This is a genomic window from Paraburkholderia phenazinium, assembly GCF_900100735.1.
GTDB lineage: Bacteria > Pseudomonadota > Gammaproteobacteria > Burkholderiales > Burkholderiaceae > Paraburkholderia > Paraburkholderia phenazinia.
On the sequence record NZ_FNCJ01000048.1, the window covers coordinates 1 to 1,966 of the forward strand.

1 protein-coding gene is annotated in these 1,966 nt (G+C 68.3%); it reads left to right on the forward strand.

The features are described from left to right. Positions 1–1,966 (forward strand): condensation domain-containing protein (locus tag BLQ92_RS39100; RefSeq protein ID WP_244896724.1); only part of this gene is annotated, 1,966 nt, incomplete at both ends.

The following is a 1,966-nucleotide window of genomic DNA, read 5'->3' on the forward strand; positions in this document are numbered from 1 at the left end:
CCGCCTGCCGGCGCACATGGTACCGTCGTCGTATGTGGAGCTCGCGCGCTTCCCGCTGACGCCGAACGGCAAGCTCGACCGCCGCGCATTGCCCGTGCCCGAAGCTGCCGCCTCGGGCCGGGCGGCCTTCATCGCCCCGCGCGACGAAGCCGAGACCAGGCTCGCGGCGATCTGGCAGGACGTGCTCGGTGTCGAGCGTGTCGGCGCACGTGACGACTTCTTCCTGCTCGGCGGCCATTCGCTGCTGGCGGTGCGCGTGATTTCCGCCGTGCGTGCGGCCTTTGGCGACGCGCCTGCGCTGCGCGCGGTGTTCGAACATACGCTGCTGGAAGACTTCGCGGCACTGCTGCGTGATGCTCGATCCGCTACGGCCGGCACGGATGCGCCGGCGTCTGCTGCCTCTCTTGCCGCAACCGCGCGCGAAATCGCAGTTGCAAGCGAAACCGCCGTCACGCATGTGGACATGGCTGCGCCGATGCCTCTGTTGGCGTCGCAGCAAAGCCTTTGGTTCCTGTGGAAGCTCGATCCAGCGAGCGCCGCGTACCACGTGAACGGTGCGCTGCGCTTTGATGGCCGGCTTGACGTCGATGCACTGCGCGCCGCGTTCGGCGCGTTGGGCGAACGGCATCCGGCGCTGCGCATGCGCTTCGCCGAGGTGGCGGGTGTGCCCTGTCAGCGTATCGATGCTGCGAGCCGCAGTGAGATCCGTCTGCTCGACTTGCCGCGCACGCTCGACGTGACGGACGACGAAGCGCTGGCGGCGTGTCTCGCCGAACTGGTGCGCACGCCGTTCGATCTGACCGGCGAACCGCCCGTGCGCGCGACGCTGATCCGCGTCGCCGACGATCGTCACGTGTTGCATCTGGTGCTGCATCACATTGTCAGCGACGACTGGTCGGTCGGTCTGCTGCTCCGGGACTTCTCGCGCCTGTATCGCGAATATGGCGAGTCCGGCCGTATGGCCTTTGTAGACGATGAGAGCGTCGCGGCAGCGTCGGCGACGGCCTATCACAAGCTGATCGCGGCACGCGCCGCGCAACTGACGCCAGAGAGGGAGTACGAGCAGCTCGCCTGGTGGCGCACCGCGCTGGCAAACGATGACGGGTCGGCCGCGACGCTTGCGTTGCCGTATGACCGCGCGCGTGCCGGCGTGCGCCGGGCACCCGGCGCGCGCTATCGCACACAGGTGCCGGCCGCAACCGCGTCCGCCCTGCGCTCACTTGCCGGGGCGCGTCGCGCGACACTCTTCATGACGTTGCTCGCCGCGTTCGACGCGTTGCTCTACCGCTACTCGGGCCAGTCCGACATCCGCCTCGGCGTGCCGCTCGCGGGGCGCGATCTGCCGGGCGCTGCGGACGTCGCGGGTTTCTTCGTCAACACCGTTGTGATCCGCACAGCGCCGCACGGCGAAAAGCGCGCGGCGCAACTGATCGGCGAAGTGCGCGAACAGCTGCTTTGCGCACACGCGAACCAGGACGTGCCGTTCGCAAGTGTGGTCAAGGCCGTGCAGCCCGAGCGCGACCTGTCGCATACGCCGCTGTTCCAGGTGCTCGTCAACCAGCAGCAGCGCCACGACCTCGGTGCGTCGTTCGGCGATGGGCTGCGCGTGACGGTGCAGGACGTCGACAACGGCGAGGCCCAGTTCGATCTGATGCTGAATATCGCCGAAACGGCCGACGACGCGCTCGATCTGACGCTGACGTACGCGACCGACGTGTTCAACGCGTCGACCATCGAGCGGCTTGCGCGCAACTTCACGGGCCTGCTCGAGCAGTGGAGTGTGACGCCTGATGCGCGGATCGCGTCGTTCGAATTGCCGGAGATTCGCGACGAAGCGGTGCGGCGCCTGCCGGACGCATCCGCCTTCGCCGTCGAGCCGGTGACGGCGCGTATTGCTGCACGGGCGGCTGCGCGTCCTGACGCCATTGCGCTGAGCGATGGCAGCGAGCAGGTGACGTATGCGCAG